The sequence below is a fragment of the Rhizobium sp. BK512 genome (genome assembly GCF_014194915.1).
Taxonomy (GTDB): Bacteria; Pseudomonadota; Alphaproteobacteria; order Rhizobiales; family Rhizobiaceae; genus Rhizobium.
In genome coordinates this window covers 155,465-180,624 of the sequence record NZ_JACIAS010000003.1, presented here as the reverse complement: position 1 = coordinate 180,624, position 25,160 = coordinate 155,465, and the positions used below count along the sequence as shown (strand labels likewise).

The following is a 25,160-nucleotide window of genomic DNA, read 5'->3' as shown; positions in this document are numbered from 1 at the left end:
AAGTCCGGATGAACCGGCTCTTCGGTCATGGTCGCTGCCTCGACGTTGCGATCGATCACGGTGTCTGCAACGAGCCGTCCTTCCTGAGCGGCCTTGAGGACATGAAATCGGTCGTTGAGGCGCTGACGGCCGCTGGCCCGGACGCCATCCAGATGAACTATGGCCAGGCCGATCTGCTCCAGAATGTCGCCGGCAAGAACAAGCCGGCGCTGGTAATGCGGATCGACATGGGCAACCCTTATAACAGGATTCGACACCGCGACATGTGGGCGGTGCTGCAGAATGAGGCCGAGCCGCTGATTGGCGCGCTCGAGATGGACGCGGCCTGCGTCGTCGTCAATCTCTTCATGCTGCCTGACGAGCCGGATCTCTTTCGCCAATGCGTGCAGAACATCGCACGTGTCCGCGCCGATTGCGACAAGTACGGAATGCCGCTGATGATCGAACCTCTGGTCATGCAGCCGGTCTCGGAAAAGGGCGGATACATGGTCGATGGCGATGCCGACAAGATCGTCACCCTGACACGGCTTGCGCGCGAAATGGGCGCCGATATCGTCAAGGCCGATCCGACAACCAATGCGGAAGATTTCCACAGGGTCGTGGAGGCGGCGCGTTGCCCGGTTCTGGTGCGTGGCGGCGGCAAGGAGGATCTTCGGACCGTGTTCGACAAGTCTGCGGCCTTGATGCGGCAGGGGGCGGTCGGCATGGTCTACGGACGCAACATCTATCAGCACGCCAATCCAGGGGCAGTCGTGCGCGGGCTGATGGCCATCGTGCATGGCGACGCTACTGGCGAGGAAGCCTTTGCGCTCTACGAGCGCGATTGAAAATAGTTGCTGAACCTGGGGAGGAGTTCTGCATGGGAAATTATCTGTTGGGGCTCGATGCCGGCAACACCGTGATCAAGGCCGTGATCTTTGACCGGCAGGGCAACGAGGTCGCTGCCGCGTCAGCCGAGGGGCACAGCCGCATGCCATGCCCCGGCCATGTCGAGCGTGGCCTGGACGAATTGTGGACGAATGCACGTCAGGTCATCAGCAGCTGTATCGAGCAGGCCCGCATCCGGCCCGAGGAGATTATCGCGATCGGCTGCGCAGGACATGGTAACGGTCTCTACGCGCTTGATCGCGAGGGTGAACCATTGCTCGGCATCCAGTCGCTCGACACGCGCGCTGCGGCTCTGGTCGAGGAATGGCAGACACAGGGCATCGGCGATCGCACCTATCCGATCGGACGGCAGCGCCCTTGGCCATCGCAGACGCCGACGCTTCTTGCCTGGCTGAAACGCCACCGGCCGGAGATCTTCGGCAGGATCGGCACGGTATTCCTCTGCAAGGACTTTATCGTCAACCGCCTGACGGATGCCCGCGTCAGCGAGGTGTCCGACATGACAGGTTGCGGCCTGCTTGACGTTGCCAACCGCCGCTACAGCGAGACCTTGATGGATGCCTATGGCCTCGGCGATTGCCTGGCGATGCTGCCAGGATTGCTCGAGAGCTCGGATATCGCAGGTCATGTCACGGCGGCGGCGGCCGCGCAGACGGGTCTTGCCGTCGGCACACCTGTGGTCGGCGGCCTGTTCGATGTCGTTGCTTCGGCGATCGGATCCGGCGTGACCCGGACGGGTGCTGCCTCGATCATCGCCGGGACCTGGAGCATCAATCAGGTGATTATCGATGCGCCGCAACTGGCCGGGCCAGTCTTCATGTCGTCCACATTCGACCGGGAGCGATACATGGCGATCGAGTCCAGCGCCACATCGGCTGCGAACCTCGAATGGCTGGTGCGGGAGCTTTTCCCCGACGCCTCGCCCGACGAGCGCTCGCCTTTCGATCATTGCGCGGCGCTCGCCGCTGCCGTCGAGCCCGGCGCTGACGATCCGCTCTATCATCCGTTCCTGTATGGCGCGCAGCAGGATGGCAATGCCCGCGCCGGCTTCTATGGCGTTGCTGGCTGGCACACGAGGGGCCATCTGGTGCGAGCGGTCCTTGAAGGGGTCGCTTTCGGCCATCGTCAACACGTCGAGACCATGCGCAGTGCCGGGGCAACATTCGACGAAGCCGTCCTTTCCGGTGGAGGCTCGCGAAGCCTGATCTGGCCGCAGATATTCGCCGATGTTCTGGGCGTGCCGGTTTCGATCGCCCGCTCACGAGAAACGGGCGCGCTCGGGGCCGCGATTGCGGCGGGAACCGGCGCCGGCGTCTTTCCGTCGTTCGAGGCCGGCGCCGCCTCGATGGTTCGCATGGAACGCAATTACATCCCTGATAGACGGCTGGAAGCCCACTATGCGCGCCGTTATGGCCTCTATCGCGATATCGCCGAGGCAATGGCTCCGATCTGGCGGCGGCTCGTGTCGGCGAAAGCCGATGTTGCAGGAGCAGCGGCGTGAGCGGGCCTTTAACGGAAGTGGTTGCCGACGCGGGCTCTTACGACTTCATCATCGTGGGGGCAGGCTCGGCCGGATGCGTTCTTGCCAATCGGCTGTCGGCAAATCCGGCCAACCGTGTCCTCTTGCTCGAGGCTGGCGGCAGCGATCGTTATCACTGGGTGCATGTGCCGATCGGATATCTCTTCTGCATGGGAAATCCGCGTACCGACTGGATGATGCGCACCGCCGCCGAGGGGGGGGTGAATGGCCGGTCGCTTCCTTATCCGCGCGGCAAGGTGCTTGGCGGCTGTTCGTCGATCAATGGCATGATCTACATGCGGGGGCAGGCCGCCGACTATGATGGCTGGCGGCAGGCGGGCAACGAAGGTTGGGGATGGGATGACGTGCTTCCCTATTTCCTCAAATCCGAGGATAACTACCGCGGCAATTCTGCCATGCACGGGGCAGGCGGCGAATGGCGCGTGGAACGGCAGCGACTTTCCTGGCCGATCCTGGATGCCTTTCGCGACGCAGCCGAGGAGCTCGGCATTCCCAAGACCGATGATTTCAACGGCGGTGACAACGAGGGATCGGGCTATTTCGAGGTCAATCAGCGCGGCGGCGTTCGCTGGAATACCACCAAGGCATTTCTGCGCCCCGCAATGCGGCGCCCTAACCTTCGCGTGCTGACCGGAGCGGAAACGGAGCGGCTGGTGCTCGGCGGACGTCGTGTAACCGGAGTCCGCTTCCGTTTGAACGGGCAGATCCATGTCGTGCATGCCGGTCGTGAAGTCATCCTTTCGGCCGGTGCCATCAACTCGCCGAAAATCATGGAACTTTCCGGGATTGGCCGCCCGGATTTGTTGTCCTCCGTCAATATCGACGTGGCTCACGCGCTTCACGGCGTCGGCGAGAACCTGCAGGACCACCTTCAGATCCGGACGGTTTTCCGGATCGAGGGGGCAAAGACGTTGAACCAGCTCTACCACAATCTTTTCGCCCGTGCGGGCATGGGCTTGCAATATGCGCTACGCCGCTCCGGCCCGCTCTCGATGGCGCCAAGTCAGCTCGGTATTTTCGCAAGGAGCGACCCGGCAGTCGCGACCGCCGATCTCGAATATCATGTGCAGCCGCTCAGCACCGACAGGCTCGGCGAACCGCTGCACCGCTATCCCGCGGTGACTGTATCGGTCTGCAACCTGAGACCGGAGAGCCGGGGGACGGTCCACATTGCCGGGCCGGATGCGTCCGTAGCTCCCGAGATCAAGCCCAACTACCTCTCGACCAGCAAAGATCGCATCCTTGCCGCAAAATCCATCCGCCATGCCCGCAGTCTCATGCAGACGAGCGCCATCTCGAAGTTCCGGCCGCAGGAGATGCTTCCTGGCAAGGAATTTCAAAGCGATGATGAATTGATCAGCCGCGCTGGGGACATCGCCACCACGATCTTCCACCCGGTTGGAACCTGCAAGATGGGGCGTGACGGCATGGCTGTCGTCGACGAACAGTTGAGAGTGCATGGCGTGGGCGCTTTGCGCATTGTCGACGCTTCGGTCATGCCGACGATCGTCTCCGGTAATACCAACTCCCCGGTGATCATGATTGCCGAGAAGGCGTCCGACATGATTCTGCGCTAACGGCGCTTGGAACCTCGTCACGTTGGTGCTGAGAGAGCCAGGATGCCGCACCGGTGGCGGTCAATCCTATCTCTCTCAGTTGTTCGTCACCGCTGCGAGGATCTGCGTGGCGGTCAGGCGATCTTATCGATCTACTGCAGCGTGCGGTTCGAGACCTGCCCTGCGGCCAAGTTCGGCACGGCTGCGACGGGGCCTGCGCCTTCGAGCCCGGTCGCAACGACGGAGACGCGGAACTTGCCGTCGAGGCCGCGGTCGAAGATTGCGCCGACGACGATTTCGGCGTCGTCCTGGACTTCATCGCGAATGCGGCTTGCGGCCTCGTCCACCTCGAAGAGGGTCATGTCGGAACCGCCTGATATCGAGATCAGCACACCCTTGGCGCCCTTCATCGAGATATCGTCGAGCAGTGGGTTGGCGATTGCGGCTTCCGCCGCCTTCATCGCCCGTGCTTCGCCCTCAGCCTCGCCCGTGCCCATCATGGCGCGGCCCATGCCGCGCATGACGGACTTCACATCGGCGAAGTCGAGATTGATCAGTCCTTCCTTGACGATGAGATCGGTGATGCAGCCCACGCCGGCATAAAGCACGCGGTCCGCGGTCATGAAGGCATCGGCGAAGGTGGTCTTGGCGTCCGCGATGCGGAAGAGGTTCTGGTTGGGAATGACGATGACGGTGTCGGCTGCCTGGCGCAGCGCCTCGATGCCGGCTTCGGCCATCTTCATGCGGCGATTGCCCTCGAAGGTGAAGGGCTTGGTGACGACGCCGACCGTCAGGATGCCGGCTGCACGGGCGGCATGCGCAATGACCGGTGCCGCACCCGTGCCGGTGCCGCCGCCCATGCCGGCCGTGACGAAGCACATATGCGAGCCGCTCAGGTGATCCATGATCTCGTCGAGCGATTCTTCGGCAGCCGCGCGGCCGACTTCCGGCAGGGAGCCGGCGCCGAGACCTTCGGTGACATGCGCGCCGAGCTGGATGCGGCGCGTCGCCTTGGAGGTCGCCAGCACCTGGGCATCCGTATTTGCGGCGATGAAATCGACGCCCGCCAGTTTTTCGGCGATCATGTTGTTGATCGCGTTTCCGCCGCCTCCGCCGACGCCAATCACCGTGATCTGCGGCCGTAGTCCCGTAATGCCGCTCTTGGCGTCTGTCATCGAACTCTCCTTTTGTCCCTCGTGCATGCTCCGCCCCGTCGCGGATAGCGAATCGCATAATACGTTAAGCGCGCAACAAGGCAGAGGCGGGGCGGGCTTTGCAATATCCAAAGGGATTTCAGCACTCGTTCATGTTCGAAAGCAGTGAACGGTGGGATTGATCCGGAGGATCGCACCAGTATCGATCGCTTTGCCTTGAGGCGAAGTTTCGCTAAAGATGAAAGCGAAACGAAGGGAGGGCGCATGTTTCTGTCGGATCGCCAGGAGAAGATCATCGCACTTGCGAGATCGTCGGGCAGGGTGCTGGTCGATGATCTGGCGGCGCAGTTTGCCGTGACACCGCAGACGATCCGCAAGGATCTGAACGATCTCTGCGATGCACAGCTCCTGACCCGCATTCACGGAGGCGCAACCTTTCCGCGCGGGACGGAAAATGTCCGCTACGATGCACGGCGCCAGATCGCCGCGATGGAGAAACAGGCGATCGGTGTGGCTGCCGCTGATCTCATTCCCAACAACAGTTCGCTTTTCATCAATATCGGCACGACCACGGAAGCTGTCGGAGAAGCGCTCTCGGATCATCACGAATTGATGGTGATCACCAATAACATCAATGTTGCCAATAGATTGCGGCTGATCGACAATATCGAGGTGGTGATCGCCGGCGGCGTGGTGCGCCAGTCCGACGGCGGCATCGTCGGCGAGGCGGCGGTCGACTTCATCCGCCAGTTCAAGGTCGATTATGCCGTGATCGGAGCATCGGCGATCGATCCGGATGGCGCGCTTCTCGACTACGATTTCCGTGAGGTGAAGGTGGCGCAGGCTATCATCGCCAATGCGCGACACGTTATCCTGGTTGCGGATTCAACCAAGTTCGAGCGCACTGCGCCTGTCCGGATCGGCCAGATTTCGCAGGTCCATACTTTCATTACCGACCAATGCGATTCGCCCTCCATCCGCAATATCTGTCAGCAGAGCGGTGTCGTGTTGATCGAAGCAGCGAAAGCTAACCGCTGATTTTTACGGCCAATAACATTCGTTTGACATTCGGAAAATTTTCGATTTAATCACCCTCACTTTCGCAACGGTTGGAGGAACTGTTGCGCTGTCTTGGCTCGAACGGGGGGAATATGGGCCGAATCCACGATATTTTCGTCATTGGTGGCGGGATCAACGGCTGCGGGATAGCGCGCGATGCCGTGGGTCGTGGTTATACGGTGGCGCTTGCGGAGATGAACGATTTCGCCTCCGGCACCTCGTCGGGTGCCACCAAGCTCATCCATGGCGGTTTGCGTTATCTCGAACATTACGAGTTCCGCCTGGTGCGGGAATCGCTGATGGAGCGCGAGATCCTGTGGGCCATGGCCCCGCATATCATCTGGCCTTTGCGCTTCGTGCTGCCCTATCACAAGGGCGGGATCAGGCCGGCCTGGATGATCCGCCTCGGCCTCTTCCTCTATGACCATCTCGGCGGCCGCAAGCTGTTGCCGCCGACTGCGGTCTTGAACATGCGCAGCGATGCGGCGGCAAAACCGCTGAAGGCGCTGTTTACGAAGGCCTTCGAATATTCCGACGGCTGGGTCGACGATGCCCGCATGGTGGTGCTCAATGCCCGCGATGCCGCCGACAAGGGCGCCACGATCATGCCGCGCACCAAGGTCGTCTCCGCCCATCAGGAAAAGGATGCGCAGGCAAGCAACGTCTGGCAGATCGAGACGATCAACAGTCTCACCGGCAAGAGCGAGCGCCATCAGGCCCGCATGCTGATCAATGCCGCCGGCCCCTGGGTCGACCATGTCATCCGCTCCGCCTTCGGCCATAACGAGGCCCGCCATGTGCGTCTCGTCCAGGGCAGCCACATCATCGTGAAGAAGAAGTTCGAGGGGCCGCGCGCCTATTTCTTCCAGAACCCCGACAACCGCATCATCTTCGCCATCCCCTATGAGACCGATTTTACCCTGATCGGCACCACCGACCGCGACTACACCGCCGATCCGAAGGATGTGAAGATCTCTGAGGAGGAGACCGTCTATCTCTGCAATGCGGCGTCTGAATATTTCAAGGAGCCGGTCAGACCCGAGGATATCGTCTGGACCTATTCGGCGGTGCGTCCGCTCTTCGACGACGGCGCCTCGAAGGCGCAGGAGGCCACGCGCGATTATGTCCTGAAGGTCGAGGGCAAGGCGGGCGAGGCGCCGCTTCTCAATGTCTTCGGCGGCAAGCTCACCACCTACCGGCGTCTGTCGGAACATGCGCTGGAGAAGATCGGCGAGGCGATCGGCGTCAAGGGCAGGCCGTGGACGGCGGGCAGCCATCTGCCGGGCGGGGATTTTCCGGTGCAGGGCTATGAGGGCGAGGTCGTCAAGCTCAAGAGCCGCTATCCGTTCCTGGCCGATGCGCATGCCCGACGTCTCATTCGCCGCTACGGCACGAAGGCTGCAACGCTTCTCGGCAATGCCGCAAAGATCGACGATCTCGGCCGGCTGTTCGGATCCGACCTCTACGAGGCCGAGGTCCGATACCTGATCGACAATGAATGGGCCGTCACTGCCCACGATGTGCTCTGGCGGAGAACCAAGGCCGGCCTGCACATGACACCACAACAGATAGATATTTTGGAGGAGTACATCGCCGCTCTGCCCGCGAAACTCGCAGGCTAAGCCGGCATGTGGTCCCCGTCTTGAGGAGGCACGGGAACCGGAATGCTCGAATTGCGCCATGCCGCAAAGATGGTCGGCGGTGAATACCATATTCACCCGACGGACCTGACATTTGAACGGGGATCGCTGAACGTCCTGCTCGGACCGACGCTCTCCGGCAAGACATCATTGATGCGGCTGATGGCCGGCCTCGATCGGCCGACCAGCGGTTCCGTGCATTTCGACGGCGCCGACGTCACCGGCATGCCGGTGCAGAAGCGCAATGTCGCGATGGTCTACCAGCAGTTCATCAATTATCCCGCACTCAGCGTCTATGAAAACATCGCCTCGCCGATGCGCATTGCCGGGCACGATGCCAAGACGATCGATATCGAAGTGCGCAAGGCCGCAGAGCTTCTGAAGCTGACGCCCTATCTCGACCGCACGCCGCTCAATCTTTCCGGCGGCCAGCAGCAGCGTACCGCCCTTGCCCGCGCGCTCGTCAAGAATGCCAGCCTCGTGTTGCTCGACGAGCCACTCGCCAATCTGGACTACAAGCTGCGCGAGGAACTGCGCGAGGAACTGCCGCGTATCTTCGCGCAATCCGGCGCCATCTTCGTCTATGCGACGACCGAACCTTCCGAAGCCCTTTTGCTCGGCGGCAATACGGTGACGCTGAGCGAAGGCCGCGTGACGCAGTTCGGCAAGACGATCGAGGTCTATCGCCGCCCGGTCGATCTCGTCACCGCCAAGACCTTCGCCGACCCGCCGCTGAACTTCATCGAGGTGGAGAAGAACGGCAGCATCTTCCGCCATGGAGCTGGCGCTGAGATCGTCGTGCCGGCGCATCTTGCCGCCACGCCGGATGGCGCCGTCACGATCGCCTTCCACCCGCATCATCTGTCACTGCAAGCCCAGACTCCGGCTTCGCCGCGACTGACGGCGCGCACGCAGATTTCCGAAATCACCGGCTCGGAAAGCTTCGTGCATGTCGATTTCAACGGTGTGCGCTGGGTGATGCTGGCGCATGGCATTCACGACATCGATCCCGATACCGAGATCGCCGTCTTCCTGGACACCCGCCATCTCATGGCCTTCGGGCCTGATGGGCGGGCAATCGCAACCGGCAGCCAGGCGGCATAGGAGGTTTCAATGGCACGAATCACGCTCGACCATATCCGCCACGCCTATGGCCCCGATCCGAAGTCGGACAAGGATTATGCGCTGAAGGAAGTCGACCACGAATGGACCGATGGCGGCGCCTATGCGCTGCTCGGTCCCTCCGGCTGCGGCAAGACCACGCTGCTCAACATCATTTCCGGCCTGTTGCAGCCCTCGCACGGACGCATCCTTTTCGATGGCCGCGATGTCACCAATCTTTCGACGCAGGCGCGCAATATTGCGCAGGTCTTCCAGTTCCCGGTCATCTACGACACGATGACCGTCTACGACAATCTGGCCTTTCCGCTGCGCAACAGGGGCGTTGCCGAACCCGAGGTCGACCGGCGCGTCCGCGAAATCCTCGAGATGATCGATCTGACCGACTGGGCAAAACGCAAGGCGCAGCGCCTGACGGCCGATCAGAAGCAGAAGATCTCGCTCGGCCGCGGCCTCGTGCGCAATGACGTCAACGCCATCCTGTTCGATGAACCACTGACCGTCATCGATCCGCATATGAAATGGGTGCTGCGCTCGCAGCTGAAGCGCCTGCACAAGCAGTTCGGCTTCACCATGGTCTATGTCACGCATGACCAGACGGAAGCGCTGACCTTCGCCGAAAAGGTGGTGGTCATGTATGAAGGCGAGATCGTCCAGATCGGCACGCCGGCCGAACTCTTCGAGCGGCCAAGCCACACATTCGTCGGCTATTTCATCGGCTCGCCCGGCATGAACGTCATGCCCGCGAAGGTCGCTGGTTCCAGCGTCAGTGTCGGCGGAGAGACCATCAATCTCGATTATGCGCCCGACACGTCGCGGGCCGCCAAGGTCGAGCTCGGCATCCGTCCCGAATTCATCCGGCTTGGCCGTGACGGAATGCCGGTATCGATCTCGAAGGTCGAGGATATCGGTCGCCAGAAGATCGTACGCGCCCGTTTTGCCGGCCAGCCGCTGGCGATCGTCCTATCGGAGGACGCCGAGATCCCGGAAGATGCGCGGGTCAGTTTCGACCCCGCGGCGATTAGCATCTACGCCGATTCCTGGCGTGTCGGCAGGGAGGCCTGAGTCATGGAAAAGACATGGAACAACAAGGCCTGGTTTCTGGTTCTGCCTGTCCTGGTGCTCGTCGCCTTCTCGGCGGCCATTCCGCTGATGACGGTCGTCAACTATTCGGTGCAGGATACGTTCGGCAATAACGAGTTCTTCTGGGCCGGCACGGACTGGTTCGTGCAGACCCTGGAGTCGGATCGCTTCTGGGCAGCCCTGCAGCGCAACCTGCTCTTCTCGATCATCATCCTGGCGCTCGAAATTCCGCTCGGCATCTTCATCGCGCTCAACATGCCGAAGAAGGGCATCGGCGTGCCTGTCTGCCTCGTCCTGATGGCGCTGCCGCTGCTGATCCCGTGGAACGTCGTCGGCACCATCTGGCAGGTCTTCGGTCGCGTCGATATCGGCCTGCTCGGCCATACGCTGGAAGCGATTGGCCTCGACTACAACTATGTCCGCGATCCGCTCGATGCCTGGATCACCATCATCGTCATGGATGTCTGGCACTGGACGAGCCTTGTCGTGCTGCTCTGCTATGCCGGCCTCGTGTCGATCCCCGACGCCTATTACCAGGCGGCCAAGATCGACGGCGCCTCGCGCTGGTCCGTCTTCCGCTACATCCAGCTGCCGAAGATGAAGCGCGTGCTTCTGATCGCCGTGCTGCTTCGTTTCATGGACAGCTTCATGATCTACACCGAGCCTTTCGTCGTTACCGGCGGCGGGCCGGGCAATTCGACCACCTTCCTGTCGATCGATCTCGTCAAGATGGCCGTCGGTCAGTTCGATCTCGGGCCTGCGGCGGCAATGTCGATCGTCTACTTCCTGATCATCCTGCTCCTGTCGTGGATCTTCTACACGGTCATGACCAGCAGTGACGCAAACGCTTGAGAAAGGAGAGATCCATGGTTTCAAGAATGAAATACAAGCCCGCTGGAAACCTCTCCTGGGTGGTCACGACGATCTATATCCTCTTCCTGCTGCTGCCGATCTACTGGCTGGTCAACATGAGCTTCAAGGAGAATGCCGAGATCACCGGCACCTTCTCGCTCTGGCCGCAGAACCCGACAATCAGGAACTATGCCGTCATCTTCACCGACCCGTCCTGGTATAACGGCTATATCAACTCGATCATCTACGTGGCGATGAACACGGTCATCTCGGTGCTTGCCGCGCTGCCGGCCGCTTACGCCTTCTCGCGCTATCGCTTTTTAGGCGACAAGCACCTGTTCTTCTGGCTCTTGACTAACCGCATGGCGCCGCCGGCCGTATTCGCGCTGCCATTCTTCCAGCTCTATTCCGCCTTTGGCCTGATCGACACGCATATCGCAGTGGCGCTTGCCCATTGCCTCTTCAACGTGCCGCTGGCGGTCTGGATCCTCGAAGGTTTCATGTCCGGCGTGCCGAAGGAGATCGACGAGACGGCCTATATCGACGGCTATTCCTTCCCGCGCTTCTTCGTGAAGATCTTCATGCCGCTGATTGCAAGCGGGGTCGGTGTCGCCGCCTTCTTCTGCTTCATGTTCTCATGGGTCGAACTCCTGCTTGCGCGTACGCTGACGACGACGGCGGCGAAGCCGATCTCGGCGATCATGACGCGCACGGTCTCGGCAGCCGGGATGGACTGGGGTGTGCTCGCGGCAGCCGGCGTGCTGACCATCATTCCCGGTGCGCTCGTCATCTATTTCGTTCGCAACTACATCGCCAAGGGCTTTGCCCTGGGCCGCGTCTGAGGAGGACCGGACATGACCCTTTCGTGGATGGCCTGGACGCTGCCGACGGCGCTCTTCTTTCTCACGATCCTGACCCTGCTCATCGCCATGAGCGTCTGGGAATATTTTTCGCCGGGCGGCTCGCCGCGCGTTGGCTTGCTTCGGTTCGAGACGACGCGCGGCGACCGGCTCTTCATCTCGCTGCTCGGCGCAGCATTCATTCATCTCGCATGGTTGGGTCTTGTCGGACCCAGCCTGTGGTGGGCTCTTGGCATCTCCGTGATCTACGCCATCGGCGTGTTCCGTTACGTGTGATTCCAAGCTGATACGGATGGCCGGGGGTACTGGCCGCCTGAGACGTAAGGACTGCAATCGCTAAACCTGGGAGGATATTATGCGACGGCATCTACTAGTGACGACAGCAGGCATTTTGCTGGCCATGGCGGGCTCCGCCTATGCCGGCATGGATGAGGCGAAAACCTTCCTCGACAAGGAGGTCGGCGATCTCTCGACGCTTACGCGCGCGGACCAGGAAAAGGAAATGCAATGGTTCGTCGATGCGGGCAAGCCTTTCGCCGGCATGGACATCAAGGTCGTGTCCGAAACGCTGACAACGCATGAGTATGAATCGAAGGTGCTGGCGCCTGCCTTCACCGCGATTACCGGCATCAAGGTCACCCATGACCTGATCGGCGAAGGCGACGTGGTCGAAAAGCTGCAGACGCAGATGCAGTCGGGCGAAAACATCTACGACGCCTATGTCAACGATAGCGACCTGATCGGTACCCATTGGCGCTATCAGCAGGCCCGTTCGCTGACGGACTGGATGGCCAATGAAGGCAAGGATGTCACCAATCCCGGCCTCGATCTCGACGACTTCATCGGCACCAAGTTCACGACCGCGCCGGACAAGAAGCTCTACCAGCTTCCCGACCAGCAGTTCGCGAACCTCTACTGGTTCCGCTACGACTGGTTCAACGACGAGAAGAACAAGGCCGATTTCAAGGCGAAATACGGCTACGACCTCGGCGTTCCCGTCAACTGGTCGGCCTATGAGGACATTGCCGAATTCTTCACCGGCCGCGACGTGAACGGCAAGAAGGTCTTCGGCCATATGGACTATGGAAAGAAGGACCCGTCGCTCGGCTGGCGCTTCACCGATGCCTGGCTGTCCATGGCCGGCAACGGCGACAAGGGCCTGCCGAACGGTCTTCCGGTCGACGAATGGGGCATCAAGGTCGACGAGAATTCGCGTCCGGTCGGCTCCTGCGTCGCACGCGGCGGTGACACAAACGGCCCGGCTTCCGTCTATTCGATCCAGAAGTATCTCGACTGGATCAAGGGCTATGCTCCGCCGGAAGCAGGTGGCATGACCTTCTCCGAATCCGGCCCGGTTCCGGCGCAGGGTGCGGTTGCCCAGCAGATCTTCTGGTATACGGCCTTTACCGCTGACATGGTCAAGCCCGGCCTGCCGGTCATGAACGAAGACGGTACCCCGAAGTGGCGCATGGCCCCCAGCCCGCATGGCGTCTACTGGAAGGACGGCATGAAGCTCGGTTATCAGGACGTCGGTTCCTGGACGCTGATGAAGTCGACGCCTGACGATCGCGCCAAGGCCGCATGGCTCTATGCGCAGTTCGTCACCTCGAAGACTGTGGACGTGAAGAAGAGCCATGTCGGCCTTACCTTCATCCGCGAATCGACCATCCGCGACAAGAGCTTCACGGAGCGCGCTCCCAAGCTCGGCGGCCTGATCGAGTTCTACCGCTCGCCGGCCCGCGTCCAGTGGTCGCCGACCGGCACCAACGTTCCTGACTATCCGAAGCTCGCGCAGCTGTGGTGGCAGGCAATCGGTGATGCCGCTTCCGGTGCAAAGACCGCGCAGGAGGCCATGGACTCGCTGTGCGCCGAACAGGAAAAGGTGCTGCAGCGCCTCGAACGCGCCAAGGTGCAGGGCGATATCGGCCCGAAGCTCGCCGAGGAGCATGATCTCGCTTACTGGAACGCAGATGCGGTGAAGAAGGGCAACCTCGCTCCGCAGCTGAAGATCGAGAACGAGAAAGAAAAGCCCATCACCGTCAACTACGACGAGCTCGTCAAGAGCTGGGCCGACGCCAAGAAGTAAGCGTCATCGGCCGGGTGCGATAGCACCCGGCCATTCCCGATTTTCCAAAACAATAATGGGGACAGAGCTGCCGTTCCGGCGGAACGATAGCTGTTGCGCAGGAAGTAAAGTCATGAGCGGCCATATCCTTGCCATCGATCAGGGCACGACATCGTCGCGGGCCATAATTTTCGACCCTCAGATGCGGATCGCATCCTCGGCGCAGACTGAGATCACCCAGCATTTCCCGCAGACCGGATGGGTGGAGCATGATGCGAGTGAGATCTGGGACACGGTACTGTCGACCGCGCGCGACGCTCTGGCAAAGAGCGGTGTGGCGCCAGGCGCAATCGCTGCCATCGGCATCACCAATCAGCGGGAAACGACCGTCGTCTGGGAAAAAGACACCGGCAGGCCGCTGCACAGGGCGATCGTCTGGCAGGACAGGCGCACCGCGGAAATGTGCGACCGGCTGAAGGTGGATGGCTACGAAAAGCTCTTCACCGCGAAGACCGGCCTGCTTCTCGATCCCTATTTCTCCGGAACGAAACTGCGCTGGCTGCTTGACAATGTCGAGGGACTGCGTGCCCGAGCCGAGGCCGGCGAGGTCTGTTTCGGCACGATCGACAGCTGGCTCATCTACAAGCTGACCGGGGGGCGGGCGCATGTCACCGATGCGACCAACGCCTCGCGAACCCTGCTCTACAACATCGCCGAGAACTGCTGGGATGACGAGCTTCTCAAAATCCTGCGCATCCCGCGGGCGCTGCTGCCCGAGGTCAAGGACAGCGCCGACGATTTCGGCACCGTCGATCCCGGCATTTTCGGCGCCGCGATCCCGATCCTCGGTGTCGCCGGTGACCAGCAGGCGGCGACAATCGGCAATGCCTGTTTCGAACCGGGCATGGTGAAATCGACCTACGGCACTGGTTGTTTTGCACTTCTGAATACGGGTGACGACCGCGTGCATTCGAAGAACCGGCTGCTCACCACCATCGCCTACCGCCTGAACGGCAAGAGCACTTATGCGCTGGAAGGGTCGATCTTCATTGCCGGTGCTGCCGTGCAGTGGCTGCGTGATGGTCTCGGCATTATCGGAAATGCGTCGGAGACCGGCGCGCTGGCCGACAGAGCCGATCCGCAGCAAAGGGTCTATGTCGTGCCCGCTTTCACCGGGCTCGGCGCCCCCTATTGGGATCCGGAGGCCCGCGGCGCGATTTTCGGCCTGACACGCAACAGCGGCCCGGCGGAACTGGCGCGCGCCGTCCTGGAATCGGTTGCCTACCAGACGCTCGACCTGCTTGTGGCGATGCGAAGCGACTGGGGCGACCACCCGATTGAGACGGTACTGCGCGTCGATGGCGGCATGTCGGCATCCGAATGGACCATGCAGCATCTCGCCAATATTCTCTCAAGTCCCGTCGATCGGGCAGCGACCCTTGAAACGACGGCGCTCGGCGCAGCCTGGCTTGCTGGATCGAAGGCCGGTGTCTGGCCGGATCGGCAGGAATTTGCACGCGCCTGGGCGAGCGATCGCAGCTTTGAGCCTGATATGGCTGACATCGACAGGCAGGCGAGAATTGTCGGCTGGCGCAACGCGATTGCGCGAACACTCAGTACGGTGGCCTGACTGGGGCGGACCGCCACCGTAAACAAGGAGCCGGGCGGTGTCAGGCCGCCCGGCTCGTCGCTCCATCCATGACCGTCCTAGGCATCAAGCCGGTTCTGCGTCTGCCGGTCGAAGAAATGCACTTTCGGGGTCGCAAAAGACAGTCTCACCCGCTGTTCAGGCGTCAGGTTCACCCGTTCGCGCAGGACCCAGGTCAGTTCCTTGCCCTCGACCTCGACGGCGACATGGGTTTCCGACCCGGTCGGCTCGATCACCTTCACGATCGCTTCGACACCTTCCTCGCCACCGAGCGAAATATCTTCGGGGCGGATGCCGAGTGTCAGTGGCCTGCCGGCGGAATTCTCAGGCGCCTGGGAGAGTTTGACGCGTGCGCCGCCGGGAAGAGCGAGGTTCGGGCTGCCGCCAGTCTCGAGCGTGCCTTCGAGGAAGTTCATCGCCGGCGAGCCGAGGAAACCGGCGACGAAGATATTGCGCGGCCGGTCGTAGAGTTCGAGCGGGCTGCCGATCTGCTCCACCTTGCCGCCCTGCAGCACGACGATCTTGTCGGCCATGGTCATGGCTTCGATCTGGTCATGTGTGACATAGACGATCGTCGTCTTCAGGCGCTGGTGCAGGGCTTTGATCTCGGCCCGCATCTTGACGCGCAGCTTGGCGTCGAGGTTCGACAACGGCTCGTCGAAGAGGAAGACTTTCGGATCGCGAACGATGGCGCGACCCATGGCGACACGCTGGCGCTGGCCGCCGGAAAGCTGTGCCGGCTTGCGCTCCAACAACGGCTGCAGGCCGAGGATGGCGGCAGCTTCGGAGACTTTCCTGTCGATCTCCGGACGCTTGGCGCCGGCGAGTTCCAGCGCAAAGCCCATATTCTGGGCGACCGTCATCTGCGGATAGAGCGCGTAGTTCTGAAAGACCATGGCGATGTCACGGTCCTTTGGCTGCAGATTGTTGACGACGCGCCCATCGATGCTGATCTTGCCGGCGCTGATATCCTCAAGACCGGCAATCATGCGCAGGAGCGTTGACTTGCCACAGCCGGACGGGCCGACGAGGATGACGAACTCGCCATCGGCGATATCGACATCGATGCCATGGATGATGTCGACCGCGCCGAAGGATTTCTTGACGTTCTGGATGTTCAAGCCGGACATGGGCTCCTCCTTAAATCCCTAGCGCTTTCTGCGCACACGCAGCGCCTGATGCGGCTTGCGCGGAAGCTTGACGCCGAAAGCCGCGTCCGGCTTGCCGCCACGCACGATCGCGCCGTGGCGAGTGGGGTGCGGGACGGGTGCGGCAACCTTCTCGGCCGGCGTGATCGTCATCTCCCAGGTGTCGATGATATCGACCTCGTAATTATCGTCGTCGAGCGGCAGGCCTGATGACCAGATGACGGGCTGGTGCTCGCCGAGATAGATCAGCCGGAAATCGCCGTCGCCATCCCTTGCGCCAGAGACGCGTGACCAGGGCCATTCTCCGAGGACGCCGAGCGGTTCCAGCCCGTGCCTGACGTCGGCCTCGAGCAGATCGCGCAGGAAGCCGATGCGCTTCCAGGCCTCGCCGCGCAGTTCGCCGCCCTTCGCCCACCAGATCAGATCCTCGGGATGGGAATAAGTCTCGCCGTGGCCGGCATAACCGCCGCGCGCCATGGTTATCCAGTAGCGATGCACCAGCTCCTGGGCGGAGAGATTGCCCCAGGACTGCACGATGTCGCCTTCATATTCTGGCTCGTCGTTGACGACCGGCTTGCCATAGGCGTTGCGCCATTCCTGCGTGCGCTTGACGTCCGGATTCTGGATGCAGGTATGGGTGACCCACGGTTTGCGATGATCGAAATTTGCCGTCACGTCGCCATTATGGATCGAGCGCAGGTGCTGGTAGGGGTCGTTTTCCTCAAGGATGTGGAAATAGCGGTCCCATTGTTCCATCGGCTTGGTGTCGATCAGGAAGTCATATTCGTTGGCGAGCGACCACCAGACGTTCCGATAAGCAGAAAGCCGCGCCGCCAGATAGGCGACATAGCGGAAATCCTGCTCGGCCGACATGTCGGCATAACCCCAGCGGTCATAGGGATGGAAGATGATGATGTCGGCCTCGATGCCGAGCGCGCAAAGGGCGGCCACCTGCCGGTCGAAATGCTGGAAGAGGGCCGGGTTCGGCCGGTCGAAATCCTCCTTGCCGTCAGCATCCTTCTCGAAGCAGGCGTGCAGCGGCTCGTTGGTATTATAGGGATAGTCCTTCGGGAAGACGCCCATGCGGATCTTGTTGAAGCGGGTCTTCTTCAGCGTCTCCAATGTCTGTTGCTGCATCTCCAGCGGCTGATGCGTCCAGGCATAGCAGGTCGTGCCGAAGGAGAAGAAGGGCGAACCGTCGGCATAGCCGAAATGGAATTTGTTGCGCACGCGCACCGGGCCGTGATTGCCGGCGGAAGGTGCGGTTGCCGTAAACTGCCCCGTCTTGCCGTCCAGGGCGGCGGTCTTCGAGCGCGTCCTGAAGGACCATTCGCCTTCGACATCGGGCATGAAGCGGATGCGGTAGGTGCCGTTGCCGTCGTAAAAGCCAGGCACACGGACCTCGCGGCTCTTATGCGTGAACACGGCATCGAATGCCACGTCGAGATAGGGATTGCCTTCGGATGGGCCGGCGAAACCCGCTTCGAACACACCCCATTTTTCGACTGCTGCATCGGACATATGTCTCTCCTCGTAGAACAGATTTCGGTATCAGCCCTTCACGGCGCCGGAGGTCAGTCCGGATACGAAGTAGCGCTGGAACATGAGATAGACGATCGTCGCCGGAAGCACGGTCATCACGATCGCGGCGTTGAGTTGGCCGTAATTGCTGGAAAATTGGCCCTGGAACGACATCAGGCCGAGCGGCAGGGTCCACATATGCTGGTCCTGCAGAAGGACGAGCGCCATGGCGAATTCGTTCCAGGTGGAGACGAAGTCGAGGATCAGCAAGGCGGCAAGAACTGGCAGGCAAACCGGCAGGAAGATCCTCCGGAAGATGGTGAAATGCGTCGCGCCATCGATGAGTGCCGCTTCCGACAGTTCTTTCGGAATACCCTTGAAGAAGCCGTGCAGGATGAAGACCTGATAGGGTACGCCGAAGGCGATATAGGGCAGGATGACGCCCGGATAGGTGTCGATCAATCCGAAGGAATTCACCAGCGTGAAGAGCGGCGCCAGCATCACCTGGAAGGGGATCATCGTGCCGAAGACCACCACCAGCAGCAGCGCCTTGCTGATCCTGAGCTTGATCTTGGCAAGCGCATAAGCCGCCATTGCCGACAGCGCCAGGCCGAGCGGCACCTTGATGACGGTGATGATCACGCTGTTGAAAAAGGAGCTTGCGAAATTGCCGCGGCTCCAGGCATCAGCATAGTTCTGGAAGGCGAGTTCCGTCGGCGGCATGAAGGCGCCGGTGCTGGTGACCGCAGCCGGTGTCTTCAGCGACGTAAAGACGATGAAGACAAAGGGCGCGACCCAGATCAGCGCCACAAGGATCAGCGCAATCCACAAGCCGACGAGGATGGGATCCCGCTTCAGGCGAAGCGGCTTGGTATCGATGTCGAGATCATCGGCTTGCGCTCCGAGAACTGTCACGATTCGACCTCCTCATGCTTTTGCGTCCAGCGCAGATAGGGGATGACGATCGCCATGGTGATCAGAAGCAGGACGACAGAGATCGCTGCACCGCGGCCGAAATCGAAGATCTGCATGGCCTGGGTAAAGGCCCAGAGCGCCAGCATCTGTGTCGATTGGGCAGGACCGCCGCCGGTCAAGCCGTAGACGATATCGAAGGCCTTCAGCGAGGAGATGATTGAGAGAACCAGAACGATGGTGATCGTCGGGCGCAGCGCCGGCAGGGTGACATGCTTGAAGACCGCCCAGCGGCCGGCACCATCGATGCGGGCGGCTTCCACCAGCGTCTGCGAGACGTTCTGAAGACCTGCCAGGAACAGCACCATCGAGAAGCCGACGGTCTGCCAGAGGTAGGCGATGAAAACGGAATAGAGCGCGATATCCTTGTTGCCGAGCCAGTCCTTGATCCAGGTCTGCATGCCCCAGGAAGTCAGCATCTGGCTGAACAGGCCGAAGAAGGGATCGTACATCCATTTCCACATCGTGGCGACGGCGATCGGCGCGATGATGACGGGCAGGTAGAAGATGGCGCGCAGGCTGTTGCGGCCAAAAATCTTCTGGTTGAGGCTGAGCGCGAGCAACAGCCCGACCAGCGGCGGGAAGACCAGGCTCATCAGCGTCCAGATCACGGTATTCTTGAAGGCGACCCAGAAGACCGGATCGCGCGTGAAGATCGCCGTGTAATTCGCGAGGCCGACGAAGGGCCGCTGCGGGTCTAGCCCGTTCCATTTCTGGAAGCTGATGACGACCACGTTGAGCATCGGGTAGAGCGCGAAGATCGCGTAGATGGCCAAAGCCGGGACGAGCAGGATGAAGGCCTGCACGCGCGGATCATGCGTTGTTTGGCGCAAGGACATTCTCACCTCCGGGGCAGGATATCCACCCTGCCGGTCTTGCGGATGCGGCGCCAGCCGACCGACAAGGTGTCGGCCAGCCGGCGTCTCGGGAGGGGTCAGGTTCTGCCGGCGATGAAGGCCTGCATCTGCTTGGCGGCGTCGGCCGGTTCGATGCTGCCGGAGGCGACATCGTTGATGACGCGGAAATATTCCGTCGTCACATCAAGCGGGAAGGCCTGGTCGCCGTTCATGTAGATCTTGTCGTAGGTCTTGAAGATGTCCAGCCACTCGGCTTCCAGAGGCTTCTGGTTGGTGTACTGGACGTTCTTGTTGACCGAGATCGAGCTGATCTGCCCGACGAGATCCTGCTGCACCTTCGTCGACAGGAAATAGTCGACGAATTTCGCAGCCATGTCCGGGTTCTTGGTTTTGGTGCTGATGTAGTTGTATTCGGCGAAACCGTAGAGGCGGTTCGTATTGGTCGGGAAGGGGAAGATCCCGTAATCGTCGAGATTGGCGCCGCTGCCCGAGAGCTGGCCGACCAGCCAGTCGCCTTCCAGCATCATTGCTGCGCGGCCGGCGGTAAAGAGACTATAGGACTGCTTGTTGTCGATGCCCATGAAGGGCTGCAGCGTATAGTCCTTCGTCCACTTGGCGAATTCGGCGAAACTGTCGGTGGCGCAGGGCTCCTTCGACCAGTCGAGCTTCATCAGCTTCAGCTGGTCGTGCTTTTCGGCGCCGCACTTGGTTTCGAGGATCACATCCATTAGGCGCATGACGTGCCAGTTGACCGTCCCGCCAAAGGTGAAGGCCGGGATGCCGGCTGCCTTCAGCTTGTCGGCTGCGGCCAGAAGCTCTTCATAGGTCTTCGGCTCCTCGGTGATGCCGGCTTGCTGGAAGAGTTTCTTGTTATAATAGACGGCCTCACCCTTGAAGGTAAAAGGCGTGCCGTGCTTGCCGCCCGGATAAAGGTCGGCAAAGGCCGCTGCCGAGGGAAGCAGCTCGTCGTTCCACTTGTATTCGGTGTAGTACTTGTCGAGCGGCAGCGACAGCCCAGCCTTCACATATTCACCGCCGAGGCCAAGGCCTGCCCAGCTGAAATAGATGTCCGGGCCGCGGTTGGAGCCGGCGGCAACGCGCAGCGCCGTCTTGTGTTCGTCGACAGCGCGCTGGACGATCTCGATATGGGTTCCGGGGTTTGCCGCTTCGAAGTCGCTGGCAACCTTCTTCAGGGCCACATTGGCGGCATTGTTGTCGAAGTTCAGCGTCCAGAGCGTGATGTCTTCAGCCTTGACGGGGGTGACTGCAACGGCCGCAACAGCGATGGCAGCCATGCATGAAGACTTCAATTTTGCAGAAAGCGTCAGCATTACGTCCTCCTCTTGTAAGCTGGGGCCTTTCTTGCCGGATGCTCATTGACATGTCAACTGGTATGATGAGCTAACCATGAGAATAGGCGTCTTGTGATCGAGGCCAGTTTCATTGAGGCCCTGCGGGGGAGGGCGGCAGCGGCCGGGAGGATCCGTTTGTCGGAATGGTTATCTCGGGTTGGAAAACGTGGCGCCTTCTAGCTTCGGTGTCCGGATTCGTGCGTGCACGGTAGCGCGTTTGAAACGGCTGTCCGCGACACGATCGAAAGCGATCTGGCGTTGAGCCATGCGCTGCTCCCGCTGTTGCAAGCCAGGCAAATGCTTCTGAAGTATGACCCCCGTGAACGATCAGGTCGATGATGCGCCAGGCAGACCGGAGCTTGACGAGGCAATGCTCAAATCCTCAGACCTCGACTGCAAAAGATAGTCGCGTCGTCTTCCGCTCAGCGGAAGATGTCTCTTTCTAGATGCGATCGTGGTCGAACTTTGTAGCGCCTGGGCAGCGACACGAAGAAACCCCTCCTACCGTTCGAATGAGATCGTCTGTGGGTGGGCAGAAACAGGGGCTGCGAGAAATTGATCAAGCAGGGCGATAACCTCGTCGGGCGCTTGCAGTGGCGGTACATGCGCACAGCCCTTGAGTATGGATAATCTGGCATCGCTAAGCCGTCCGACCAGATCATAGGCCATCTGTGAGGGTGTTGCCCGATCTTCATCTCCGACAATGACCAGTGTCGGGCAGCGCACCGCCGAAACGCCGGCCGACAGATCAAGCGAAGCGAGTATGTCGCAGGCCTCGCAAAAAACACCCACATTCGTGCGGAGAAACGCCTGTCGACGATCCTGCATTAGATCGGGATGGCTCTCTTGAAATTCGGCGGCAAACAATCTGTTCATCGCGGTTTCGGCAACCGCAGCAAGCCCGGCCGCAGATGCGACCGTCGCCATTTTTCGAAACGCCTCCCTGCCCTCGTCCGAAAATCTTGTCCCACAGCCTATCAGAACGAGACGGGATACTAGCGTAGGATGCCTGATCGCAGTCTGGAGCGCCACAAACGCGCCGAAACCATTTCCGAGCAGGGCAGCTTCCTCATTCGCCGCAAATCCTTCGATCAGGTTTGCGATACGATCGGCGGTTTCGTCAAAACCTTCCACGCTCGCGGGCGATCCGCCAAAACCTGGAAGATCGGGGACGATCACTCGATAGTGCGCAGTGAGCGCGGGCATTATTCTATCGAAACTTTCACGGTCGGACAGCAACGAATGAAGCAGGATCAGCGGCTGTCCACGACCGGCCACGTAAAGGTTCATTTTCTTGTCCATCACAAATCCCTAACTGCGCAGGGTTTGATATTTCATAAATCCCATTTTTGTGTATTGCAAGTCGTTATTTTTCAGGCGTATGACCCATATCGTGAAATATCACGAAATACGGAAATGCTAGAAGCGAGATACGAACTTGCTGCTCAGAGAAAATATCTACGACGCGCTTCGCACCGAAATCTTGACCTGCCGCTTGATGCCGGGCGAGGAAATCCGCGAACAGGATCTCGCTGCCCGTTATGAGGTCAGCCGACAGCCAATCCGCGAAGCGTTACTGCGGTTGCAGCAGGATCGCCTGGTGACCGTGCAGCCGCGCCAAGGCTATCAGGTCAATCCGATTTCGATGAAAGACGTCCGGGATCTCTTCCAGTTTCGCCTTGCGCTGGAGCCCGCATGTGTCGCCGCTGCGATCGAGAGCGCCGACGATCAGACACTGTCGGCCCTGGATCGTTTTCGATCCATCGGACCCGAAGAGGAATTTATCGACTACAACAGGGCCTTTCATGATGCGCTCGCGGCCGCCTCCGGCAATAGCCGGATGGAGGCCGCCATCCGGGATGTTCTTGATCAGGCCGACCGCCTCGTTCGCCTTTCCGTCAGCGCCATCAAGGGACGAGACCCGCAAAAGCTCGTCGATGAACACGGCGATATCATCGATGCCGTGCAGCGGCGCGATGCCCGCGTGGCGCGTAAACTCATCCGTGCCCACGTGATTGATGGCCAGAAGCGTGTCCTATCCGCCCTCGGGCGGAGCGCTGTCAGGTCTTGATTGGAGAAAAGTCATGAACCAAACGACCCGTGATCCTGCCGTGGAGACCCACGGTAATTTCGTAGATGGCAAGGAAATCGACGCTGGCAACGGCGCGTTCATCGATGTCCGCAACCCGGCGACCGGAATGGTGATCGCGCGCATTCCGAACTCGACGCCTAGCGATATCGATTGCGCGATGAAGAGTGCGCGTGCGGCTTTCGAAGGCCGCGAATGGGGTGGAATGGATATTCGCGCGCGAGCCCGCCTCGTCAACAGACTGGCGGATGCTTTTGAGGCTAACCTTGAAACTCTGTACCGCCTGGAGACGCTGAACAACGGCAGGCCGCTCAATGAGACTCGGGCGCAACTCTCCCGGCTTCCGGATTTCTTCCGCTACTTTGCTGGCCTTGCAATTGCCCGCCGCGACGATGTCATTCCGGTCGAAGGGTCCTATCTCAACTACACGCTGCGCACGCCGATCGGCGTCGTCGCCAACTGCACGCCGTTCAACCATCCGCTGATGATCATGTGCAAGTCCCTTGCCGCGGTTTTGGCATCTGGATGCACGACCGTCGTGAAGCCGTCGGAATATACCCCGCTGACCACCTTGAAACTTGCGGAGATCTTCGTTGAAGCCGGACTGCCGAAAGGCGTGTTCAATGTCGTCCTTGGCTACGGCCCCGAAGCTGGCCGATTCCTGGCAGAGCACCCCGACATCAACAAACTCGTGCTGACCGGCGGCACGGAAGCTGGCCGGATTGCAGGCAGCGCCGCCGGGAAAGTGTTCGCGCATCAGACGCTGGAGCTCGGCGGCAAGACCCCCGTCATGGTCTTTGACGACTTCGACGTCGATCAGGCAGTGAACTATGCCGCGTTTGGCGCCTTCATCGGGGCGGGCCAGACATGCGTGTGCGGCAGCCGCCATCTCGTCCAGGAATCGATCTACGATGCCTTTGTCGAAAAACTTGCCGCAAAGGCGCGTTCCCTCCGGATCGGAAACCCGTTCGATCCTGAGACCCAGCTTGGCCCCGTTATTTCGGCCAAGCAACGCGAGCGTGTCCTGAGGTATTCCCAGCTCGGCCGGGAGGCCGGAGCCCGTGCGGTCGCGGGCGGCGACATCGCAAACGTACCGGGATTTGAAGGCGGTTATTTCGTCCAGCCGACCGTGTTTGCCGACGTCAAGGCGGATATGCGCGTCTTTCAGGAAGAGGTATTCGGGCCATTCACCAGCGTTACGCCCTTCAAGGATGAAGCGGAGGCGCTGCGCCTCGCCAATGATTCGCCCTTCGGTCTCGGAGCTGCAATCCGCACCCGCGATGTTGCCCGCGCGCACCGCGTCGCTGCTGGCGTCAAGGCCGGAATTGTCTGGGTCAACGACCACCACCGCCTGGATCCGGCCTCTCCCTGGGGAGGTGTCGGTGAAAGCGGCATTGGTCGTGAGTTCGGACTGGAAAGCTTCAACGATCATTTCAGCGTCAAGAGCGTCATGGTGGCAACCGCAGACAAGCCCTTCGACTGGTATAGCGCCACCGCAACGCAAACCCGTCTGAACTGACGGACAGCGCGAGGCGGCAGCGGAGGAATTCTCCGCCTCGCGATCACAATTGATCTCAGGAGGAGATAATGTCGACCATCGTCAATGCAGGTGGGCGCCTCGATCGGCTGCCCACCCCGAGCTGTTTCCGATAGAAGTGCGCCTGCGCGCTACCGGATATGCCAGAACCTGGGGCGAGGGGCCAGCTCGCAACGCCTTCATCGTCGTCTCGCTTTTCCAGTCGCATGGAATATCCACG

Annotated in this window: 21 protein-coding genes; 14 read left to right on the top strand and 7 right to left on the bottom strand. The window is 60.7% G+C overall.

Annotation, left to right across the window (positions count from 1 at the left end; genetic code table 11):
- The first annotated feature begins 8 nt into the window (after positions 1 to 8).
- From FHX06_RS11785 to FHX06_RS11775, 3 genes are read left to right on the top strand one after another with little or no spacing between them, the layout of a single operon-like run.
- Positions 9 to 827 carry a class I fructose-bisphosphate aldolase gene (locus tag FHX06_RS11785; protein WP_113016284.1) on the top strand — a complete coding sequence of 273 codons (819 nt, stop codon included), beginning with the start codon at positions 9 to 11 and terminating at the stop codon, positions 825 to 827.
- 32 nt (positions 828 to 859) lie between these two features.
- Complete coding sequence (locus FHX06_RS11780; RefSeq protein ID WP_183879387.1) at positions 860 to 2,389, top strand: FGGY-family carbohydrate kinase; 1,530 nt, start codon at positions 860 to 862, stop codon at positions 2,387 to 2,389.
- Positions 2,386 to 4,005, top strand: coding sequence for a GMC family oxidoreductase (locus tag FHX06_RS11775; protein ID WP_183879385.1), 1,620 nt, complete (start codon positions 2,386 to 2,388; stop codon positions 4,003 to 4,005). Before FHX06_RS11780 ends, FHX06_RS11775 begins: the two co-directional genes overlap by 4 nt.
- Before the next feature lie 131 nt (positions 4,006 to 4,136).
- Here the strand turns inward: FHX06_RS11775 and ftsZ are convergent, their stop codons facing one another.
- Complete coding sequence (gene ftsZ, locus FHX06_RS11770) at positions 4,137 to 5,159, bottom strand: cell division protein FtsZ (protein ID WP_029868774.1); 1,023 nt, start codon at positions 5,157 to 5,159, stop codon at positions 4,137 to 4,139.
- Positions 5,160 to 5,402: 243 nt separating this feature from the next.
- On the opposite strand from ftsZ, the gene FHX06_RS11765 reads away from it, so the two are divergent.
- The 9 genes from FHX06_RS11765 to glpK all read left to right on the top strand — a co-directional run bounded on the left by FHX06_RS11765 (position 5,403) and on the right by glpK (position 15,446).
- Positions 5,403 to 6,176, top strand: a complete 774-nt coding sequence (locus tag FHX06_RS11765; protein WP_112547463.1) for a DeoR/GlpR family DNA-binding transcription regulator — start codon at positions 5,403 to 5,405, stop codon at positions 6,174 to 6,176.
- Positions 6,177 to 6,289: 113 nt separating this feature from the next.
- A complete protein-coding gene (glpD, locus tag FHX06_RS11760) occupies positions 6,290 to 7,819 on the top strand; it encodes a glycerol-3-phosphate dehydrogenase (RefSeq protein WP_183879383.1) in 1,530 nt (509 codons plus the stop codon).
- 42 nt (positions 7,820 to 7,861) lie between these two features.
- Positions 7,862 to 8,941 carry an ABC transporter ATP-binding protein gene (locus FHX06_RS11755; protein WP_183879381.1) on the top strand — a complete coding sequence of 360 codons (1,080 nt, stop codon included), beginning with the start codon at positions 7,862 to 7,864 and terminating at the stop codon, positions 8,939 to 8,941.
- A 9-nt stretch (positions 8,942 to 8,950) separates the two neighbouring features.
- Positions 8,951 to 10,021: an ABC transporter ATP-binding protein gene (locus FHX06_RS11750; RefSeq protein ID WP_112542009.1), complete on the top strand. Its 1,071-nt coding sequence runs from the start codon at positions 8,951 to 8,953 to the stop codon at positions 10,019 to 10,021.
- Between the two features lie 3 nt (positions 10,022 to 10,024).
- A complete protein-coding gene (locus FHX06_RS11745) occupies positions 10,025 to 10,891 on the top strand; it encodes a carbohydrate ABC transporter permease (protein ID WP_112542010.1) in 867 nt (288 codons plus the stop codon).
- A 14-nt stretch (positions 10,892 to 10,905) separates the two neighbouring features.
- Complete coding sequence (locus FHX06_RS11740; RefSeq protein WP_183879379.1) at positions 10,906 to 11,733, top strand: carbohydrate ABC transporter permease; 828 nt, start codon at positions 10,906 to 10,908, stop codon at positions 11,731 to 11,733.
- A gap of 12 nt (positions 11,734 to 11,745) precedes the next feature.
- On the top strand, positions 11,746 to 12,027 hold the full coding sequence (locus tag FHX06_RS11735; protein ID WP_112969585.1) for a DUF2160 domain-containing protein: 282 nt from the start codon (positions 11,746 to 11,748) through the stop codon (positions 12,025 to 12,027).
- Positions 12,028 to 12,106: 79 nt separating this feature from the next.
- A complete protein-coding gene (locus tag FHX06_RS11730) occupies positions 12,107 to 13,837 on the top strand; it encodes an extracellular solute-binding protein (protein WP_112542013.1) in 1,731 nt (576 codons plus the stop codon).
- Positions 13,838 to 13,949: 112 nt separating this feature from the next.
- Positions 13,950 to 15,446, top strand: a complete 1,497-nt coding sequence (glpK, locus tag FHX06_RS11725; RefSeq protein ID WP_183879377.1) for a glycerol kinase GlpK — start codon at positions 13,950 to 13,952, stop codon at positions 15,444 to 15,446.
- Between the two features lie 77 nt (positions 15,447 to 15,523).
- On the opposite strand, the gene FHX06_RS11720 is transcribed toward glpK, so the two are convergent.
- From FHX06_RS11720 to FHX06_RS11695, 6 genes are all read right to left on the bottom strand, one after another.
- On the bottom strand, positions 15,524 to 16,594 hold the full coding sequence (locus FHX06_RS11720; protein WP_183879375.1) for an ABC transporter ATP-binding protein: 1,071 nt from the start codon (positions 16,592 to 16,594) through the stop codon (positions 15,524 to 15,526).
- Between the two features lie 18 nt (positions 16,595 to 16,612).
- Positions 16,613 to 18,133, bottom strand: a complete 1,521-nt coding sequence (locus tag FHX06_RS11715; protein WP_183879373.1) for a DUF5060 domain-containing protein — start codon at positions 18,131 to 18,133, stop codon at positions 16,613 to 16,615.
- A gap of 30 nt (positions 18,134 to 18,163) precedes the next feature.
- Positions 18,164 to 19,048 carry a carbohydrate ABC transporter permease gene (locus FHX06_RS11710; RefSeq protein WP_183879371.1) on the bottom strand — a complete coding sequence of 295 codons (885 nt, stop codon included), beginning with the start codon at positions 19,046 to 19,048 and terminating at the stop codon, positions 18,164 to 18,166.
- Positions 19,045 to 19,944, bottom strand: a complete 900-nt coding sequence (locus FHX06_RS11705) for a carbohydrate ABC transporter permease (protein ID WP_112542018.1) — start codon at positions 19,942 to 19,944, stop codon at positions 19,045 to 19,047. The genes FHX06_RS11710 and FHX06_RS11705 overlap by 4 nt, the downstream gene beginning before the upstream one ends.
- 95 nt (positions 19,945 to 20,039) lie before the next feature.
- Positions 20,040 to 21,293, bottom strand: coding sequence for an extracellular solute-binding protein (locus FHX06_RS11700; protein WP_112542019.1), 1,254 nt, complete (start codon positions 21,291 to 21,293; stop codon positions 20,040 to 20,042).
- A 522-nt stretch (positions 21,294 to 21,815) separates the two neighbouring features.
- The gene (locus FHX06_RS11695; protein ID WP_183879369.1) at positions 21,816 to 22,616 is read right to left on the bottom strand and encodes an alpha/beta fold hydrolase; all 801 of its coding nucleotides are present in this window, start codon (positions 22,614 to 22,616) and stop codon (positions 21,816 to 21,818) included.
- A gap of 136 nt (positions 22,617 to 22,752) precedes the next feature.
- On the opposite strand from FHX06_RS11695, the gene FHX06_RS11690 reads away from it, so the two are divergent.
- Both FHX06_RS11690 and FHX06_RS11685 read left to right on the top strand, forming a co-directional pair.
- Positions 22,753 to 23,385, top strand: a complete 633-nt coding sequence (locus FHX06_RS11690) for a GntR family transcriptional regulator (protein ID WP_113202248.1) — start codon at positions 22,753 to 22,755, stop codon at positions 23,383 to 23,385.
- Positions 23,386 to 23,398: 13 nt separating this feature from the next.
- Positions 23,399 to 24,922, top strand: coding sequence for an aldehyde dehydrogenase (locus FHX06_RS11685; RefSeq protein ID WP_112542022.1), 1,524 nt, complete (start codon positions 23,399 to 23,401; stop codon positions 24,920 to 24,922).
- The last annotated feature ends 238 nt before the right edge of the window (positions 24,923 to 25,160 follow it).

Excerpts from the sequence above, each read along its gene's own strand:
- FHX06_RS11700 (WP_112542019.1), bottom strand. The coding sequence starts at position 21,293 with ATGCTGACGCTTTCTGCAAAATTGAAGTCTTCATGCATGGCTGCCATC.
- FHX06_RS11715 (WP_183879373.1), bottom strand. The coding sequence starts at position 18,133 with ATGTCCGATGCAGCAGTCGAAAAATGGGGTGTGTTCGAAGCGGGTTTC.
- ftsZ (WP_029868774.1), bottom strand. The coding sequence starts at position 5,159 with ATGACAGACGCCAAGAGCGGCATTACGGGACTACGGCCGCAGATCACG.
- FHX06_RS11785 (WP_113016284.1), top strand. The coding sequence starts at position 9 with ATGAACCGGCTCTTCGGTCATGGTCGCTGCCTCGACGTTGCGATCGAT.
- FHX06_RS11695 (WP_183879369.1), bottom strand. The coding sequence starts at position 22,616 with ATGGACAAGAAAATGAACCTTTACGTGGCCGGTCGTGGACAGCCGCTG.
- FHX06_RS11750 (WP_112542009.1), top strand. The coding sequence starts at position 8,951 with ATGGCACGAATCACGCTCGACCATATCCGCCACGCCTATGGCCCCGAT.
- FHX06_RS11780 (WP_183879387.1), top strand. The coding sequence starts at position 860 with ATGGGAAATTATCTGTTGGGGCTCGATGCCGGCAACACCGTGATCAAG.
- FHX06_RS11730 (WP_112542013.1), top strand. The coding sequence starts at position 12,107 with ATGCGACGGCATCTACTAGTGACGACAGCAGGCATTTTGCTGGCCATG.
- glpD (WP_183879383.1), top strand. The coding sequence starts at position 6,290 with ATGGGCCGAATCCACGATATTTTCGTCATTGGTGGCGGGATCAACGGC.
- FHX06_RS11745 (WP_112542010.1), top strand. The coding sequence starts at position 10,025 with ATGGAAAAGACATGGAACAACAAGGCCTGGTTTCTGGTTCTGCCTGTC.
- FHX06_RS11740 (WP_183879379.1), top strand. The coding sequence starts at position 10,906 with ATGGTTTCAAGAATGAAATACAAGCCCGCTGGAAACCTCTCCTGGGTG.
- FHX06_RS11765 (WP_112547463.1), top strand. The coding sequence starts at position 5,403 with ATGTTTCTGTCGGATCGCCAGGAGAAGATCATCGCACTTGCGAGATCG.
- FHX06_RS11705 (WP_112542018.1), bottom strand. The coding sequence starts at position 19,944 with ATGTCCTTGCGCCAAACAACGCATGATCCGCGCGTGCAGGCCTTCATC.
- FHX06_RS11720 (WP_183879375.1), bottom strand. The coding sequence starts at position 16,594 with ATGTCCGGCTTGAACATCCAGAACGTCAAGAAATCCTTCGGCGCGGTC.
- FHX06_RS11755 (WP_183879381.1), top strand. The coding sequence starts at position 7,862 with ATGCTCGAATTGCGCCATGCCGCAAAGATGGTCGGCGGTGAATACCAT.
- FHX06_RS11685 (WP_112542022.1), top strand. The coding sequence starts at position 23,399 with ATGAACCAAACGACCCGTGATCCTGCCGTGGAGACCCACGGTAATTTC.
- glpK (WP_183879377.1), top strand. The coding sequence starts at position 13,950 with ATGAGCGGCCATATCCTTGCCATCGATCAGGGCACGACATCGTCGCGG.
- FHX06_RS11735 (WP_112969585.1), top strand. The coding sequence starts at position 11,746 with ATGACCCTTTCGTGGATGGCCTGGACGCTGCCGACGGCGCTCTTCTTT.